The sequence below is a fragment of the Edaphobacter flagellatus genome, assembly GCF_025264665.1.
GTDB classification, from domain to species: domain Bacteria; phylum Acidobacteriota; class Terriglobia; order Terriglobales; family Acidobacteriaceae; genus Edaphobacter; species Edaphobacter flagellatus.
The window spans coordinates 1,437,234-1,453,233 of record NZ_CP073697.1 but is presented as its reverse complement, the minus strand read 5'-3'; the positions used below and the strand labels follow the sequence as shown (position 1 = coordinate 1,453,233).

11 protein-coding genes, 1 tRNA gene and 1 pseudogene are annotated in these 16,000 nt (G+C 56.6%); 8 read left to right on the top strand and 5 right to left on the bottom strand.

Annotated elements, in window-relative coordinates; translation table 11 throughout:
* The first annotated feature begins 195 nt into the window (after window positions 1-195).
* From KFE13_RS06130 to rocD, 5 genes and pseudogenes are all read left to right on the top strand, one after another.
* A complete protein-coding gene (locus KFE13_RS06130; protein ID WP_260706282.1) occupies window positions 196-1,713 on the top strand; it encodes a DEAD/DEAH box helicase in 1,518 nt (505 codons plus the stop codon).
* A 98-nt stretch (window positions 1,714-1,811) separates the two neighbouring features.
* A complete protein-coding gene (locus KFE13_RS06125; protein ID WP_260706281.1) occupies window positions 1,812-2,327 on the top strand; it encodes a VIT1/CCC1 transporter family protein in 516 nt (171 codons plus the stop codon).
* A gap of 5 nt (window positions 2,328-2,332) precedes the next feature.
* A pseudogene (locus KFE13_RS06120) lies at window positions 2,333-3,625 on the top strand (acyltransferase family protein).
* A gap of 53 nt (window positions 3,626-3,678) precedes the next feature.
* On the top strand, window positions 3,679-5,316 hold the full coding sequence (locus KFE13_RS06115; protein WP_260706280.1) for an ABC-F family ATP-binding cassette domain-containing protein: 1,638 nt from the start codon (window positions 3,679-3,681) through the stop codon (window positions 5,314-5,316).
* Window positions 5,317-5,492: 176 nt separating this feature from the next.
* Window positions 5,493-6,737: an ornithine--oxo-acid transaminase gene (gene rocD, locus KFE13_RS06110; protein ID WP_260706279.1), complete on the top strand. Its 1,245-nt coding sequence runs from the start codon at window positions 5,493-5,495 to the stop codon at window positions 6,735-6,737.
* A 304-nt stretch (window positions 6,738-7,041) separates the two neighbouring features.
* Here the strand turns inward: rocD and KFE13_RS06105 are convergent, their stop codons facing one another.
* The gene (locus KFE13_RS06105) at window positions 7,042-8,064 is read right to left on the bottom strand and encodes an NAD-dependent epimerase/dehydratase family protein (protein WP_260706278.1); all 1,023 of its coding nucleotides are present in this window, start codon (window positions 8,062-8,064) and stop codon (window positions 7,042-7,044) included.
* On the bottom strand, window positions 8,061-9,158 hold the full coding sequence (locus KFE13_RS06100) for a Gfo/Idh/MocA family protein (protein ID WP_260706277.1): 1,098 nt from the start codon (window positions 9,156-9,158) through the stop codon (window positions 8,061-8,063). The genes KFE13_RS06105 and KFE13_RS06100 overlap by 4 nt, the downstream gene beginning before the upstream one ends.
* A gap of 136 nt (window positions 9,159-9,294) precedes the next feature.
* On the opposite strand from KFE13_RS06100, the gene KFE13_RS06095 reads away from it, so the two are divergent.
* Together KFE13_RS06095 and KFE13_RS06090 are read left to right on the top strand one after the other, a co-directional pair.
* Window positions 9,295-9,708 (top strand): DUF2237 family protein, encoded by a 414-nt coding sequence (locus KFE13_RS06095; protein WP_260706276.1) that lies wholly within the window; start codon window positions 9,295-9,297, stop codon window positions 9,706-9,708.
* Between the two features lie 221 nt (window positions 9,709-9,929).
* Window positions 9,930-13,337 (top strand): TonB-dependent receptor, encoded by a 3,408-nt coding sequence (locus KFE13_RS06090; protein WP_260706275.1) that lies wholly within the window; start codon window positions 9,930-9,932, stop codon window positions 13,335-13,337.
* A 71-nt stretch (window positions 13,338-13,408) separates the two neighbouring features.
* Here KFE13_RS06090 and KFE13_RS06085 read toward each other — a convergent pair.
* Window positions 13,409-13,485 (bottom strand) — tRNA-Arg (locus tag KFE13_RS06085).
* Between the two features lie 120 nt (window positions 13,486-13,605).
* On the opposite strand from KFE13_RS06085, the gene KFE13_RS06080 reads away from it, so the two are divergent.
* The gene (locus KFE13_RS06080; protein ID WP_260706274.1) at window positions 13,606-14,133 is read left to right on the top strand and encodes a DUF2911 domain-containing protein; all 528 of its coding nucleotides are present in this window, start codon (window positions 13,606-13,608) and stop codon (window positions 14,131-14,133) included.
* A 1-nt stretch (window position 14,134) separates the two neighbouring features.
* On the opposite strand, the gene KFE13_RS06075 is transcribed toward KFE13_RS06080, so the two are convergent.
* Both KFE13_RS06075 and gcvPB read right to left on the bottom strand, forming a co-directional pair.
* The gene (locus KFE13_RS06075; protein ID WP_260706273.1) at window positions 14,135-14,440 is read right to left on the bottom strand and encodes a hypothetical protein; all 306 of its coding nucleotides are present in this window, start codon (window positions 14,438-14,440) and stop codon (window positions 14,135-14,137) included.
* Window positions 14,440-15,999, bottom strand: coding sequence for an aminomethyl-transferring glycine dehydrogenase subunit GcvPB (gcvPB, locus tag KFE13_RS06070; RefSeq protein ID WP_260706272.1), 1,560 nt, complete (start codon window positions 15,997-15,999; stop codon window positions 14,440-14,442). The genes KFE13_RS06075 and gcvPB overlap by 1 nt, the downstream gene beginning before the upstream one ends.
* Window position 16,000 lies beyond the last annotated feature (1 nt).

Sequence of the window (16,000 nt, the reverse complement as noted above, 5' to 3'; positions counted from 1 at the left end):
CTTTCCACCATGAACTGTGGAAGCTTACGTTGGTTGCTCTGGCTGGAGGCCCGTCATCGGATGGTGCCTCGCCGTGCAGCAGCACTTTCGAATCGACACGAAAGCTAATGCTGAATCCAGGATTGACGGTCCCTGAGACCGCCTCTGCATTCGTTTATGGGTCGATAAGGATCGACATACACCAAAGGATTTTTCTTGAATACAGCAACTCTTGAACAACCCGCAGTTCCTCAGGAACTGCCACAGAACCAAACCACCTCAACCGGGCGTTTTACTGATTTCAATATCTCGGACTCACTGAAGAGTCGCCTGACCAACGCCGGTTTTCTTCACCCAACCCCTGTGCAGGCCGGGGCCGTTCCACCCGCACTCGAAGGCGCCGACATCCTCGCAACGGCTTCGACCGGAACCGGCAAGACGCTCAGCTTCCTTGTGCCAATTCTCGAGCGTCTGGATGCAACCTCAGTTCCCAGCACCAAGGCCAAGCGCAATCCTATTCGCGCCCTCATCCTTTTGCCGACGCGAGAGCTGGCAATGCAGGTGCTCGAGGCCTACTGGAAGCTGATGCCCGGTTCAAAACACGATGCAGCACTCGTTTGCGGCGGACTCTCTGAGAATACTCAGTTTGAGAATCTCGATCGTGGTCCCCGCCTCGTCGTTGCGACGCCTGGACGCCTTGAAGATTTTCTTCGTCGCCGCGAGATCGATCTTTCGCGCGTCGATATGTTTGTGCTCGACGAGGTCGACCGCATGCTGGACATGGGCTTTCTTCCTGCCATCCGCCGTATCGTGACAGCCATTCCGCGTACGCGTCAGACGATGTGCTATTCGGCTACGCTCGATGCCAATATTCAGGAGATTGTTCGCGACTATGTAAAGAACCCGGTCCGCATCGAGATCGGTACGACTTCGAAGCCATCCGATCGCGTCGAGTTGCGTGCCTATGTCGTGATGCAGGACCAGAAGCTCGGTCTGCTGAATCAGATGCTGGACGAAGAGCAGGGAACATTCCTCGTCTTCTCACGTACCAAGCATGGCGCGGATCGCATTTCGCGGAAGCTCCAGAAGCTTGGCCACGATTCAAATGCGATTCACGGTGACCGCTCGCAGTCGCAACGCACGGCAGCTCTCAAGGGCTTTGCGACAGGCAAGCATCGTGTGCTCGTTGCGACGGACGTTGCAGCGCGTGGCATCGACATCTCCGACATTGCGCATGTCGTCAACTATGACTTGCCCAATGCGAGCGACGATTTCGTTCACCGCATCGGCCGCACAGGCCGCGCAGGTGCGAAAGGCGTCGCGACAACCTTCGTGATGCCGCAGGAGAAGCACGAGCTCCGCAAGCTTGAGCGCGAGTTGAAGGTAAAGTTCGACTGGCGCGAAGCCGATAAGAATCTTGAGAAGGAGGAGCGCAACAAGCCCCTCGATCTCAACTCGATCCACTCTACTCCCGTAAAGGATGGCGCAGCGGCCGACCCGCTGGCGGCACTGCTCGCGCTGGAGACGCGCTCCTGGCGAAACGATGCGGAATCGCCGTCGGATAGTGGTGGAAACGGTCGTCCAAGTTTCCGCGGCCGTCGAAAGGGCCAAAGCCGTGGCAAGCGTCCGCAGGGACAGCAGACCCACGGCAATGCTCACCCCGACCGCAATGCATCGCATGCGCGTGGTGGAAATTCAGGCAGGCGCCCCAGCCGCGGCAAGCGCGGCAACTAGCTAGCTACTCATCGCTCCCGTTACCGCTGCGGGCCAACCAGCCCAATGCGGAGCGTGGGGTGCGTCGATCTCCTTTATTCTTCTTCTGGAGACCAGCTATGCCTGCAGATGACCCAAAGCTGAAAGAGATCGATAAGCTCATCGACGAAGACAGGAATTTTGTTCTGCGTATCGTCCAGCCTGGCCTTGCTGGCCTGATGGATGGTTCCGTCTCGACGCTTGCACCGATTTTTGCAACAGCTTTTGCGACGCATAACTCCCATACGGTGCTGTTGATTGGCCTGGCAACAGCGGTCGGCGCCGGCATCTCGATGGCCTTTTCGGAAGGGCTTTCCGACGATGGCTCGCTTACCGGTCGTGGCAACCCGGTCTTTCGCGGTCTTGTAACTGGCGTGATGACCTTTATTGGCGGTTTTCTGCACACGCTGCCGTTTCTTATCTCCAATGTGCATCATGCACTCACGCTCGCGTATGTGGTGGTCGGCATCGAGCTGATTGTCATTGCGATGATCCGTCATCGCTACTTTAAAACAAGCTTCGCACTCTCCTGCCTGCAGGTCATCGTTGGCGGAGGACTGGTCTTTGCCGCAGGAGTACTCATCGGGCAGTCGTAGTGGATATGAATGTCCATTCTGATAACGTGAATTCGGCAAAAGGAAATGCTGTCATGAGTTTGGCAATTAGCCAGAAGGCCGCTCGGTTCTCCGATCAATGGACTTCTGTTCATTTCGACTTATTGCGCGGTTTGGCAGCGATCTTTGTCCTTATTGGACATTGGCGTAATTTATTTTTTTTAGACTTTAGTGAACTGACAGTACATAGAGCTCTGCTTTTTGTTCCTTACATCCTCACTGGTGCAGGACATCAGTCTGTCATTCTTTTCTTCGTACTTAGCGGCTACTTTATTGGTGGGACGGTATTCCGAGCGATTGAACAAGATCGGTGGGAGTGGTCCGGCTATCTTTTACGCCGTTTCGTCCGCCTATGAACTGTTTTAATTCCGGCTCTGTTCCTTTGTCTCCTTTGGGATAAGCTCGGAATTTATCTCGGACACGGGCCTGCCCTTTACGCAGGGCAAGTGCCAAACCATATCCTGTCGGATGTTCGCTCTCTGCTTGGCCCCCATATTTTCCTGGGGAATCTATTTTTCTTGCAGAGCATCTTTGTCCCGGTCTTTGGCTCAGATGGCCCCTTGTGGAGCTTAGCTAACGAATTCTGGTATTACATTCTCTTTCCGCTTGCGGTCGTTACTTTCCTGCCTCGGGCCAAAGCTGCCCATCGTCTCATCTGTGCAGTTCTCTTTTTATTGATCGCGTGGTTGGTGTGGGGAGGAATTTTGATGGCTTTCCCCATATGGCTTCTGGGGGCTGCTTTGTTCAGGTTGAAGCCTCCATCATTCACACCTAAAAACGCAGGCATGATTCGCCTCATGTCCGTTGTTATTTATGCGCTGGTTTTCTTTGCGATGAGCCGGTGGCGTTCCTTGCCGGGCTTCATAAATGATTATCTTCTGGGAATTTTTACCTTCATCCTGCTATGGGTGCTTCTTTCGGCAAAGGAACGCTTCGAACCACAGAATCTACGTGTTCGAATCTCGCGTGAACTGGCGAGATTCTCTTATACCCTTTACGCCGTACACGTTCCCTTCCTGGTCGTCATTTTGTCGTTGCTTGCGGGAGACACGCGTTGGTCCCCTTCTGCTCGCCATATCGCTACGGCCATAGTAGTACTTATCTGTGTTCTGATCTATGCCTATGCGCTAGCGTTCTTTACGGAATTTCGGACCGATGCCATTCGTTACAGGTTGGAGCGCTTTCTGGGAATAGCTTCAGCTCCTCCTCTGCTACCCTCCAATCCATTGACTTACTCGGAAAGCCATCCAAAATCTCTCAGCGAGCCGCTGAACCGCTGATTTAGCCCTGTTTTCTCATATCGATTGCCACCCGCATGAGAAAATAGATAACAATGATCTCCGTTTCAAATGTCACCATGCGCTATGGCGCAAAGCTATTGTTCGAGGACGTCTCGGTTACGTTTACCTCCGGGCGTCGTTACGGTCTCACAGGTCCCAATGGGGCCGGCAAATCGACCTTCATGAAGGTGCTTACCGGCGAAATCGACGCCCAGAAGGGAACCGTCGTCCGGCCGAAGAAGATCGGTGTCCTTAAGCAGAACCAGTATGAGTTCGACGCCTATCGCGTCATCGATACCGTCATCATGGGGAACAAGGCTCTCTGGGCTGCTCTCGAAGAGCGTGAGCGCATCTACGAAAAACCCGAGCTGACCGACGAGGACGGCTCACGCCTCGGCGAGCTTGAGGGCATCGTCGGCGACGAGGACGGCTACGAAGCCGAATCGAACGCTGCCGTGCTGTTGCAAGGGCTCGACATCCCCGATGAGTTACACGAGCGCAAGATGAGCGAGCTCCAGGGAGGCCAGAAGGTCCGCATTCTGCTGGCTCAGGCGCTCTTCGGCAACCCCGAAGCTCTGCTTCTCGACGAGCCTACGAACTATCTCGACCTCGATTCGATTCACTGGCTTGAGAACTTCCTCAACCGCTACAACGGTACGGTCATCACCATCTCGCATGATCGCCACTTTCTTAACTCGGTGTGTACGCATATCGCGGACATCGATTACGAAACGATCATTACCTACACCGGCGGCTACGACGACATGGTGTTGCAGAAGACGCAGATTCGTTCGCGTATCGAATCGCAAAACGAGCAGCGCGAGAAGAAGATTGCTCAGTTGAACGAATTCATCGCCCGCTTCTCCGCCGGTACACGAAGCTCGCAGGTGAACTCGCGTAAGAAGGAAGTCGAGCGCCTCCAGACGACCGAGCTTGCCCGCTCCAACATCCAGCGCCCGTACCTTCGCTTCGACATGCTGCGTCCGTCGGGCAAGCATGTGCTGGAGTTTGAGAACGTCAATAAGTCCTACACGCAGCCCAACGGCAAGGTGGAGCACGTTATCAACAACTTCTCCGCCGCCGTGCTGCGCGGCGATAAGGTCATCCTGATGGGCCGCAACGGGCAGGGGAAGACCACGCTCCTGAAGGCCCTGCTCGCGAATGCCGGACTCGATGAATCCGAGGCTTCCGCGATTGACTCCGGTACCGTCAAGTGGGGGCATGAAGCCCAGATCGGCTACTTCGCCCAGGATCACGCAGCCTCGATTCCCAAGGGCACAACAGCTGCGGAGTGGTTGCACACCTTCGATCCCAAGGCGACCAAGGAAGACATCCGCGGCATTCTTGGCCAGATGCTTTTCCGTGGTGAAGAAGGCATGAAGAAGACCGAAGCTCTCTCAGGAGGAGAGGCTGCACGCCTGCTCTTCTGCAAGATTATGCTGCAGAAGCCGAACATCCTGGTCTTCGACGAACCGACGAACCATCTCGACCTTGAAAGCATCAATGCTCTCAATCAGGCCTTGCAGAAGTATGAGGGAACAGTCTTTCTGGTGACGCACGATGAAGATCTGATCGACGAGGTCGGCACGCGCATCTGGCACTTCGAAGGCGGTCCGGACAACTTCCACATCACCGACCATAAAGGTCCGTACGAGGAATACCAGCAACAGTTAGCTCTAACCTCGAAATAACGTATATCTATGCATCGCCTATACACGAGAAGCGCAGCGTTTGCTGCGCTTCTCGTTTTTGCCTATACATCGCCGTGCATAACCTTGCGCGATTCGCGGCTTTATTCAACGCCGTGAAATAATGGCGTTAAAGCAACATTTCCCCGATCACTTTTCTACAGGCTCAGGCGGTCAAAATGGCTAGTTCAGTTCTGCATAACGAGACAAGGGAAGATCTTACGCAAAGCACGGCCACCTCGCGACTTATCGCGCTTGAGGGGAAGTACGGCGCACACAACTACAAGCCTTTGGATGTTGTGATTGAGCGTGGCGAAGGTGTCTGGCTCTACGACGTGGAGGGCCGCCGTTATCTCGACTTTCTCGCTGCGTACTCTGCTGTCAACCAGGGACACTGCCATCCGCGCATTCTTGCTGCCATGCAGGAGCAAGCGCATCGCGTCACGCTGACGTCGCGCGCCTTCCGTAACGATCAGCTTCCTCTGTTCTGCAAAGAGCTGGCCGAGCTTGCAGGGCATGAGATGGTATTGCCGATGAACTCGGGTGCTGAGGCGGTCGAATCCGCGTTGAAGGTGGCTCGCAAATGGGGCTACAAGATCAAGGGCATTCCGGAAGGAAAGGCCGAGATCATTGTCTGCGCCAATAATTTTCATGGCCGCACAATCTCCATCGTCGGCTTCTCGACCGAGCCGCAGTACCGTGATGGCTTCGGCCCATTTACTCCTGGCTTCAAGATCATCCCGTTTGGCGATGCGGCGACGCTGCGTGACGCTATTACGCCGAACACGGCTGCTTTCCTGTTTGAGCCGATTCAAGGCGAAGCAGGTGTTATTGTGCCGCCTGCAGGGTATCTTGCCGATGTTGCGGCAATTTGCAAGCAGAACAATGTTCTGCTGATGGCGGATGAGATTCAATCCGGACTCGGCCGCACGGGCAAGCTCTTCGCCTGCCAGCACGAGAACGTAAAGCCGGATGTTGTTATCGTCGGCAAGGCGCTTGCCGGTGGTTTCTATCCGGTTTCGGCGGTCATCTCATCGCAAGAGGTTCTCGGCGTACTCCATCCGGGCGAACATGGCAGCACATTCGGTGGCAATCCGATGGCTTGTGCCATTGCGCGAGCCGCTTTGCGAGTGCTTATCGAGGAGAAGCTGACAGAACGCTCCGAGGAGATGGGCAAGGTGCTGATGGAGCGCCTCCAGCAGATTCGCAGTCCGCACATTCGGGAGATTCGCGGCAAGGGACTTTGGGTGGCTATTGAGTTGAACGGTCCGGCGCGTCCTGTCTGTGAAGCGCTGATGCAGCAAGGATTGCTCTGTAAGGAGACGCACGACAATGTCGTTCGCCTTGCTCCGCCGCTTACGATTGAACGCGAAGACCTGCTGTGGGCCTGCGATCGGATCCAGTCGGTGCTCGAGCATCTCTAGCCTCGAAACAGGGTGGAGATGCCTTGCGGAGGCCCTGACCCCTCCCCCCCCCGGCTCTGTTTTAGTAAGTCATTTATTTTCAGCGTTCTATGGGATTTGCACAGGCTAAATTCTTCAAAGCAGGGAAGATAACCCTAAAAATATAGATTCCAAACGAGTTAGCCCCGACCTGATGGCCGGGGCTTTTTCTACCCTGAGTTAAAGCTTAGCAAAGGGAAGGAAACTAATCGGCAACTTTTTATCAGTCTATCTATTTGGGAATGAGAGAGTTGCGATTTTGCAGGGCTTGACAGATTTTGGCAGCCTATTTTGCCTTCCCCGGTTCGGCGCGGAAGGCGGCGAAGGTGCGTTCAAGCGCTTCGCGGGTGGAGAGGATGGGCCGCCAGCCGATGCTCTTCAGCCTGGCGTTGCTGAACTGATTGCCTCCCCACATGGCGCGCGTCTTGTAAGGCGTGAAGATCGCAGGAAGCTGGCCCTTCGACTTTTGGTGATAGCGCTCGACCATCTTCGATCCCCACATCAGGGCGGCGTACGGGACGGGCACAGACTTCAGGCGCTTGACCTTGCTCTTGTAGAGGGAGAGGTACTGGCTTGAGGTGACGAGATCGTCGTCGACGACGTTGTAGACCTGTCCGTCGGCACCGTCGTAGAGCGCAGCCACAACGATGGCTTCAGCACAGTTATCGACGTAGGTGAGCGGGAGCAGGTTCTTGCCTCCGAGGTGGAGGAAGCGTCCGAAGAGATTGAGGCCGACGCGGTTGGAGAAGTGGCCACTGCCGGGGCCGTAGATGACACCGGGGCGCAAGACGACGAGCTGGAAGCCGTACTTGTCGCGGTACTCCCAGAAGAGCAGCTCCTGGCGAAGCTTGGTGTGCGAGTAGACGTCGCGCTGTTCGGGGTGGCGTTCGAGCGGGACGCTCTCGTCGACCATGGCTCCGCGTGGCAATTCCGCGACACCCATCGCTCCGAAGGAGCTTACGAGGACGACGCGCAGGGGGCGAACCTCGTTGGCGATGGCCTCGAGCAGATTGCGTGAGGCGACGACCGAGTCCAGAAACATCTCTGCCGGTGAGCCTTTGAGTGCTGCAGCGGCGTGGATGATAAGGTCGCAGCCCGCAAGAGCGCGGCTGATCTCGCCCGCGTTGCGCAGGTTGACCGAGACGAATTCGACGCGGGCTTCGGGATAATGCGTTGCGATCTGTTGAAGGGCAGCCGACTTTGCAGGATCGCGCAGCATGCATCGCAGGTCGTACTGGCCATGCGCGAGGAGGCGTTCGACGATGGCCTTGCCGAGGAATCCACCAGCTCCAGTGATGAGGATCTTCATCGTGCGGTCTCCTCGATGGCGGCTGGGTAGACCTGCTCGATGACGCGATCCATGACCTGGGCGACGCGCAGAATCTCGGAGTACGGAATAGGCGGAGCTCCTCCCGTGCGGATGCTGTCGTAGAAGAGTTCGAGAAGTTTGGACATGCCTGCGAAGAAGTGGAACTCGGCGCGGCGAAACTGGCCGATATTTTTCTTCGCTTCCCCGAAATAGCGGTTCGCCATCTGCAGCGGAGGCACGAGACGTCCAACGGCACTGGGGTACTTCTGCGAGGCAGAGGAGACGACGGTGCGATTGTTGAAGTCGACCTCGACGGTCGCTTTCGTTCCATAAACTTTGAGCGTGTTGGAGACGGGGCGGGCGTGGGAGCAGAGACTGCCGTAGGCGGAAACGGCGCCTCCACGAAGGAAGACGCGCAGCTCATCGAGCATGGCGTCGGTCGCGTCGTTGCGCACGCCGGGCCGCCGCTTGTAGGCGAAGGCGTGGACCTCGGGCTCGACATCGGGGAAGAGCGGCACGATGCGGTTAAAGATGTGGTCCATCATGTTGTGGAAGAGCTTGCCGGGAAGGCGGTGGACCCAGTGGGTGGGGTCGCTCATGAGGGCCTGCCCGTAGGCTCCGGCGAGGTCGTAGCCGATGAAGGCTTCGATATGGACGGGATCGCCAAGCTGGCCGGAGGCGAGCATCTGTTTGAACTGCATGGCGGGAGGATCGAAGTTGGGCCAATAGTTGATGCTCATCTGGCGTCCGGCGGCGACGACGGTGTCGATCAATTGCTTCGATTCCGGCGAGGTGAGGGCAAGGGGCTTTTCGAGGAAGACGTGTGCTCCGGCCTCGACGCACTGCCGTGTGAGGGCAAGATGGACGCCGGGAGGCGTGGTGATGTGGACGACGTCGAGGCGCTCGCGCTCGAGCATCTGGGCGGTGTCGCCGTACCAGGCGGGCACGCCATAGCGGACGGCAAGCTGCTCGGCCAGTAGGGGTTCGCGGTCGCAGACGGCGGCGAGCTCGGCTCCGTCGAGATATTTCAGCACATCGGCGTGTCCGTCGGCTATTTTGCCGCAGCCGATGATTCCTATGCGTAGTTTCTTCAAATCGGGCACCAGTTCAGGGTACACGGCCCCGATCCCTGTTCGCGATGCTGACAAAGTGGCATACTGTGGCCATACGGCACGTAAATTGCTTCCTGCGGTGGTTTGCCCGGGAACCGGAAGAGACGAACAGAGAACAATGGCAGAGCTTGAACCGTTGATGGAACCCGTTAAGGCCCGTGGCAGAAACGTCCTGGGACAGCCGTTGGATATCTGTGGCTGCGAGCCGATGACCGGCTTTTACAGGACGGGCTGCTGCGAGACAGGGCCGAACGATCCAGGCGTTCATACGGTCTGCTGCATCGTGGATGCGGAGTTTCTGCGGGTGTCGAAGGAACTGGGCAACGACCTGAGCACGCCGATGCCGCAGTTCGGCTTTGCCGGGCTGAAGCCGGGCGACCGCTGGTGTGTTTGCGCCGCCCGGTGGCTGCAGGTGCAGCAGGCCGGAGCGGGGTGCCCCGTGGTCCTGGAGGCGACCCACGAGGCGACCCTCGCGATCGTGCCTTTTGAGATTCTGATTCAGTATGCGGTCATCCCCAAGACGCTCCATTAACCGCTAAAGTGCACAAATTCCTGTATGTTTACCAACGTTTGACATATTTTTTCTTGACTGAGGGGACCTAAAGGACTGAGTGTAGAAGTACTACAAGTTTCCAGTTCTATAAGGATCTGAACCCGCAGCTTCGGCAGACAACACAGCAGAATTGCAGCGGACTCAGTTATTTCACACACCGTCTTTTAGATCGGTGCCGTTTTCAGGAGCCAGTACAGAATATGAACTACCCTTCAGCGCTTCGGCGCCTTCCTGCGATCGTCTTTCTTCTCTTCGTCATTTCAGCCTTCACACTCGGTCATGCACAGACCTCCGGCGTCGGCAATATTACGGGAACAGTCACGGATACCTCCGGGGCAGTTGTGCCGAATGCCTCAGTGCTGATTACGAATACGGATACGGGCGTAAAGCGTACGGTGACGACAGACGGAAGCGGCAACTACGTTGCGAACTTCCTCCAGCCCGGCCATTATGAAGTCGTTGCGGGCGGCGGAACGTACGGCAAGGTGAACAGGAAGGGACTGGTCCTGACAGTCGGCCAGACAATGACCATCGATGCGGCATTGCCGGCAGCCTCCGCGTCGAGCGAAATCACGGTTTCGAGCGAGATGCCGATTCTGGATACGGAAAAGACCGAGGTCTCGCAGACTGTAAGTCAGCAGCTGATATCCAACCTTCCAGTGAATGGACGTAACTGGAGCAACTTCGTTCTGCTCACTCCAAATGTAGTTCAGGACGGTGGCACGGGGCTGGTGAGCTTCCGCGGAATCTCGGGTCTCTACAACCAGAACTACGTGGACGGTGCCAACAACAACCAGATGCTCTTCTCTGAGGCACGCGGCCGTTCCTCGGGAGCACCCTATGTCTATTCGCTGGATTCCATCAAAGAGTTCCAGGCGGAGACCTCCAACTACTCGGTCGAGTTTGGACAAGCGGTTGGCGGCCAGGTAAACGCGATCACGAAGTCTGGTACGAACCAGTTTCATGGCGATCTTTTTTACTATCTCCGGTACCCTTCGCTGAATGCTCTGGATCCGCAGACCAAATGGTCGGCGAAGTTTAATACTGCAAACCAGCAGGCCGCAGCTTTTCTGTTGACCCAGCCCATCCACCAGCAGCAACAGTTTGGAGGCTCCGTCGGCGGCCCGATCATCAAGGACCGCCTGTTCTTCTTCTTCACGTATGACGGCTTCCGCCGTGTTGGCAAGGCGCTTTACTACAACAGCAATACCGTTACTCTTACACCGACGGCAGATCCCAAGAACACCGGCACGATCATTTCGCCGACGCAGTGCCCTACGACCATTACCTCTACGCAGTGCACAAACGCAATCAACTTCATCCTGGGCAATGCATTCGGCGCACCTACGCGTTTCGCCAAATCGAATCTCTTCTTCCCGCGCATCGATTGGCACATCAACTCGCGTAACGATGCGTTCGTCAACTACAACTTTGCTAATTTCGATTCGGCGTATGGGTATTCCAACAACCCAACCTTCTCCAATAGTTCGCCGTCGACGAACGGGCCTACAAGCTATCACGAACGCTTCCTGATCGCAGGACTGACTACCCAGGTTTCAGGGCGCTCCGTGAACCAGGTTCACTTTCAGTACGGTCGCGATCTGGAGACAGCAGGATCCAACGGCCCCGGGCCGAGTGTTGGAATGGGAGTCTTCACCTACGGTATGCCTAATGCGCTGCCGCGCGTCGCAGAGCCAGATGAGCATCGTACGCAGATTACGGACGTCTTCTCGACCACCATTGGGCACCACTCGCTGAAGTTCGGCGGGGACGTAAACATTGTGCATGAGGTGATGATCAACCTCTTCCAGGGTGGCGGTATCTACAGCTACGGCGGATCGACGGCTGCGCAGAACTTCCAGTCCTGGGCGCAGGATGTGTTTGCCGGTCAGACAGGCAACACCGATCCTTATGCCGGTTATCACTACAACACTTTTGTTCAGACGATCGACCAGCTCAACACTGCCCCCGGCACTCAGGGTAAAGACGATTTCTGGATGAAGATGTTCGATGGCTTTGCTGAAGATGCCTGGAAGATCCGACAGAACGTTACGCTGACGGCAGGCGTGCGCTACGACGTGCAGCTTACTCCTCCGCCAGTCCAAAACAACACGAACTATGCTCCTCTGTCGACGTACTACTCTTCGACCATCAAGAACGTGTTGAATCGCGTACAACCCCGTGTTGCAGTCAGCTGGCAGCCGTATGAGGGAACAGTTGTTCGCGCGGGATATGGTCTCTTCTCCGGCCTCAACCAGGGATCGACGTATTACGCCATGCGCGTAGAGAACGGCGTCGTTCAGGTGAACTACAACTATGGAGGATGCGGACCAACTTCCGGCAACGCAACCTCGAATTGCAAAACCCTGCCATCAACGGCCTCAACGCTTGCATTCCCGTTCCTTCCTTTCCAGCCCACGGGACCAGCACTTTCAGGCGCGCTTACACCAACGGGTGGCACCGTTCCTGCAGTGGGTGGACCGCAGGTCAAGGGAACCCAAAGCTTCCACGGTCTGGATCCCAATTTTGTGCCGCCGCTGGCGCACGAAGCAGAACTCAGTGTCGAACAGGCGCTTCCTGGCAAGATGTCGTTGTCGGTTGGCTATGTCGGAACACGCGGTCTGCGTCTCCCTGTCTTCCTCGATGCCAATCTGATCGGACAGACGCCGCATGGAGCTCGTACGTATAACGTGCTTGATTCCAGCGGTACGCTGGTAAAGCAGCTTACCGTGCCCGTCTACCTCTCGACAGACCGTCGCGATCAGCGTCTGCAGTCTTACAACACAGGATTCAGCGTCGCCAATACGTGGTACAACTCCATGGCGGTCTCTCTTCGCAGGCCATTCGCAAATGGGCTTGAGGTGCTGGTGAATTACACCTGGTCGCGTGCAACCGATACCGATCAGGTGCAGGGAGCCTTCGGCACCTTTTACGGCGGCAATCCTGTGCTCGACCCCAACAATGTCCGTGCGGAAAACGGTCTTTCCGACATCGATGTTCGAAACCGCTTTATTGGAAGCTTTGTCTACAATCCAAAGCTTTTTGAAAACAACAAGTGGGGCAAGCTTCTTGTCGATGGCTTTACTTTTGCCGGGACGGAGACTGCCTCCGCCGGTCAGCCTATTGTTGCGAGCATGACTGGAACTGTCTACAACGGCATCTCGGCCAGCAATGGGACCCTTGGTGCTGCCGGTAATATCTATGGTGGAGCGATGAGCTCGAGCTCTGGATCGGCAACAACCGGAAGGCCACCACAGATCGGACGCAACAGCATCATTGGACCGGGCTTCAACAACTTCGACTTCCGCGTCTCGCGGGATATTCCGATCCACGAGTCGCTGAAGCTGCAGTTCACAGCCGAAGCATTCAATCTGCTGAATCACCGGATTATTACCGCTGTGAACTCGTCCTACTCGTCGTATAGCACTGTCAACACGGGCTCATGCCAGGCCGCAACGCAGACACCTGGTCCTGCCGGTGCTGCATTGCAGGGTTGCATTACACCATTTACAGGGACAGGTGCTGCCGCATTTGGTGCTCCATCGGGTACGAACAACACCCTATACGGCCCACGTCAGTTGCAAATGGTTGCTAAACTCTTCTTCTAAAGAAGAAGTAAAAAGAAAGAGAGGCTCCTGTTTTGGAGCCTCTCTTTCTTTGAGCCAAACTTTGTGGAAGATGGTGCGCCCGAGAAGATTCGAACTTCTGACCTACAGCTTCGGAGGCTGCCGCTCTATCCAGCTGAGCTACGGGCGCGTTCCTTATGTACTTTAAGCCTAGCACGGCGGCTCGTGATTGACAGGTCTTGTGGTTACGATTCAGCATCGAAGGGGACGGAAGCTCGTCCAACTCAGTCCGAGAAAGAGAGACAAGATCATGCTTTTCCGCTCTATCGCTTCACTTGCCTGTACCGTGCTTCTGGCTGCATCAGGCGTTGCTCAATCTGGCAAAGCGGCTCCCAGCCCGGCGGAGACAGCTACCGTCTCGCTTCAGGGCAAGTCGATTACTGTCAAATACGGCGCCCCTTCCATGCGTGGACGTAAGATCGTGGGCGCACTTGTGCCTTACGGCAAGGTATGGCGCACGGGAGCCAATGATGCCACCAGCTTCACCACCAATACTGCGCTGAAGATCGGAGATGCTTCCATTCCCGCAGGCACATACACACTCTTCACGCTTCCCGGAGAACAGCAGTGGGTGTTGATCCTCAACAAGCAGACCGGTCAGTGGGGGCTTGAGTATCACCAGGAGCAGGATCTCGCACACATCCCGATGAAGTCTTCGACACTGGCATCGCCACAGGAGAAGATGTCCATCACGTTTGAGAACACCAAAGGCAACTCTACCGAGATGCACATCAAGTGGGAGAACACGGACGAGTCGGTGAAGATTACGGCGCAGTAAGCTACTGCGGCGGCTGATTGTCAGAAGTAGCCTGACGAGCGTTACGTTCCTCACGAAGCTTTTCCATCACTGCGGAGATAAGCTCCTTCGCTCCATTCAGATTCATCATCACAGCCTGCAAGTCGAGCGCCGGAACCTGCGGGTTCCGGTTGCTCGTGCAGTACACGCCGTGTTGTCCGACGAGGATGAGGGCATCCGTGAGGCAATCCATCGTGGCTGCCAGACGACCGCGCGCCTCACCCATCATGAACTCGTACTTCTCGAGCTCGGCGTGGCGATCATCACCCAGGTAGCGGAAGCGGTCCACTACCACTCCTTCGCGGCGGTGTCCGGAGTCAGCGCGTCAGACTCCTTCGTTTCGTTCTGTACCGGCTTCCAGCGCAGCACGGGCTTGCGTGCGGCCGCTGTCTCGTCCAGTCTTCGAAGCCGCGTCGTATGCGGAGAGGACGTCACCACCTCGGGATTCTCTTCCGCCTCCCTGGCGATCTGTTTCAGGGCGTCGATCAGCAGATCAAGCTCCTCGCGGCTCTCGCTCTCCGTCGGCTCAATCATCATCGCGCCCTGCACCACCATTGGGAACGACACCGTGTAAGCATGGAAGCCATAGTCGATCAGTCGCTTGCCCATGTCGCCCGTCTTCACGCCATTCTTCGCCTGCCGCTTGTCCGAGAAGACTACCTCGTGCAGCGACCGCGTCTTGTACTGCAGCTCGAACGTATCCTCAAGCTTCGCGCGAATGTAGTTCGCATTCAGCACGGCGTCTTCCGTCGTCTGTCGCAGGCCATCCGGGCCGTTCGCGAGAATATAGGCAAGCGCTCGCACGAACATGCCGAAGTTGCCATAGAACATACGTACCCGCCCAATCGACTGCGGACGGTCGTAGTCCAGCCCCAGCGTGCCGTCGGCCTTCGTCACGACCACAGGCTTCGGCAGGAACGGCTCCAGAATCTTTTTGCAGGCCACAGGACCCGATCCTGGGCCGCCGCCTCCGTGCGGTGTCGAGAAGGTCTTGTGCAGGTTCAGGTGCATCACGTCCACGCCGAAATCGCCCGGCCGTGTCTTGCCGACCAGCGCATTCATGTTCGCGCCGTCCATGTACAGCAGCGCACCCTTGGCATGAAGAATGTCGGCAATCTTGTGGATATCGCTCTCGAACACGCCAATCGTTGAAGGATTGGTGAGCATCAACGCGGCGGTGTCTTCATCGACCATGCGCTCCAGCTCTGCGATGTCCACCATGCCCTGAGCATTCGACTTCAAATTGGCCACCTGGTATCCGCATACAGCAGCAGTTGCAGGGTTGGTGCCGTGGGCCGAGTCCGGAATCAGGATCTTTTTGCGCGGATTGCCGTGTGCCTCGTGATACGCGCGCGCCAGCAGGATGCCCGTAAACTCACCGTGCGCACCAGCAGCGGGCTGCAGCGTGATCGTGTCCATGCCGGTAATCTCGACCAGGCAGTCACTCAGCAGCTTCATGATGCCCAGAGCACCTTGCGACAACGATTCTGGCTGATAGGGATGCGCCTCGGCGATACCTTCCAGGCGAGAGACCAGTTCGTTCACGCGCGGGTTGTACTTCATCGTGCAGCTTCCCAGCGGATACATGCCCAGATCGATGGCGTAGTTCCATGTCGAAAGCCGCGTGAAGTGACGGATGATCTCAATCTCGCTCAGCTCCGGCATCACACCCAGATCAGCGCGAGCCGCATCACCCAGCAGCGCGGCCGCATCGACCGCAGGAACATCCAGCTCCGCCAGACGATAGCCCTTCTTGCCCGGAGAAGACTTCTCGAAGATCAGATCTTCGTTCTGGTTGACATGCGTCGTTACCTTCTTCGGTGTTCCGACAAACTTCGAATCACTCATC